Origin of the sequence: Microcoleus sp. B3-D2, from assembly GCF_036705345.1 — a bacterium.
Taxonomy (GTDB): Bacteria; Cyanobacteriota; Cyanobacteriia; order Cyanobacteriales; family Microcoleaceae; genus Microcoleus.
This window is the reverse complement of sequence record NZ_JAUBUG010000118.1, coordinates 9,771-11,296: the sequence shown is the minus strand read 5'-3', so window position 1 is coordinate 11,296 and position 1,526 is coordinate 9,771. Positions and strand designations below refer to the sequence as shown.

Here is a 1,526-nt window from a genome sequence, read left to right as displayed (position 1 = left end):
ACTCGATCGAATAGGGTTTCATTTTTTTCGCTTATGTACTAAATATAGTGTATCATATATACATGGAATCTGCTGTATGTGTTCCGTTGGGGGTGCTTCTTTCTGTAATTGCTGGAGATACAGCAGCATCAGTTTTTTTCGGTCTGGTCTACAGTCTTGTAACGCTTCGTAGACGCAAGGCCTGTGACGATTGAATAATGGATTGAGCGAAAATTCCGCTAAACACGACACATTCCTTGTGGTCATCACTGAATCCATCAGCTCTCTTGTTGCATCCTTGGCTCGTACCAATAATTCGTATGCTGCTTGACGAAAGTCCTTTAATCGTTCACTGTTCATTTAAGGAGTGGATAGGTTTTATTTTTCACCCTCATTCTCTCCTTAACGGTGGCTCTAGTTCTTCTGAAAGCCACCGTTCTCATCTTTGATTAGTCTAAACTACAGTGATAAATTGATTCTAAGAAGCTCAATCGTTTTGGGAAAATATCTACAATGGATCAACAAATCGTGTCAAAAAATGTATCGGGAACACCTTTGGCCAAGCCTGATGAAACACAAAATCCTGTCGGGGATTTAGACAAGAACAGCCCTACAATTACCGATGCGGAGTTCGCGGAGTTTATTAAGCAGGCGATCGCCGAAAACCCCGATGGCGTTAAGGCCAAACTTCCGAATCAGTCTAACGGTGCACCCGAAACAGGTGCTGCTGATAACAGCCAAACTGCGGAATTTATGGGCGTACTAGAAGAAGGTGCGGGCGACAAAGATGACGATGATGACAGCGGCATCGATCGCCGCCGAACCCTCGTCGGTAGCGATCAGGATGACGTAATTGTCGCCACCGGCGATGAGGATGAGATATACGGCAAAAAAGGCAAAGACAAAATCAAAGGAAACCGTCCCAAAAAATATAAAATTTACGGGGGTAAAGATGACGACGATTGCGAGGGCGGCGATGACAACGATGAAATAAAGGGCGATCGTGGCAACGATACCGTCATGGGCGGCGACGGCAACGATACCATCTACGGCGGTAAAGATAACGACACCCTTTTTGGCGGCAGCGGCAACGACACCTGCAAAGGCGATGAGGGCGATGACTGGGTGCACGGCAACCAAGGAAATGATGAGGTTGACGGCGGCGCCGGCAACGATACCGTCTATGGCGGCAAAGGCGACGACAAGTGCGAGGGCGGCGAAGGCAACGATACCGTCAGGGGCGATCAGGGCAGCGACAACTGTGCAGGCGGCGACGGCAACGATACCGTTAACGGCGGCAAAGATAACGATACCGTGATCGGCGGTGCCGGCAGCGACAACTGTGCAGGCGACGACGGCGACGACAACGTTAGCGGCGGCATCGGTAACGATACCGTGATCGGCGGTGCCGGCAGCGACAACTGTGCAGGCGACGACGGCGACGACAACGTTAGCGGCGGCATCGGTAACGATACCGTGATCGGCGGTGCCGGCAGCGACAACTGTGCAGGCGACGACGGCGACGACAACGTTAGCGGCGGCATCGG

The 1,526-nt window shown here is 51.1% G+C and carries 1 protein-coding gene; it reads left to right on the top strand.

Annotated features, from left to right (window positions below):
- Positions 1 to 492: 492 nt before the first annotated feature.
- A partial coding sequence (locus QUB14_RS27185) for a calcium-binding protein (protein ID WP_333297409.1) occupies positions 493 to 1,526 on the top strand: 1,034 nt, incomplete at its 3' end.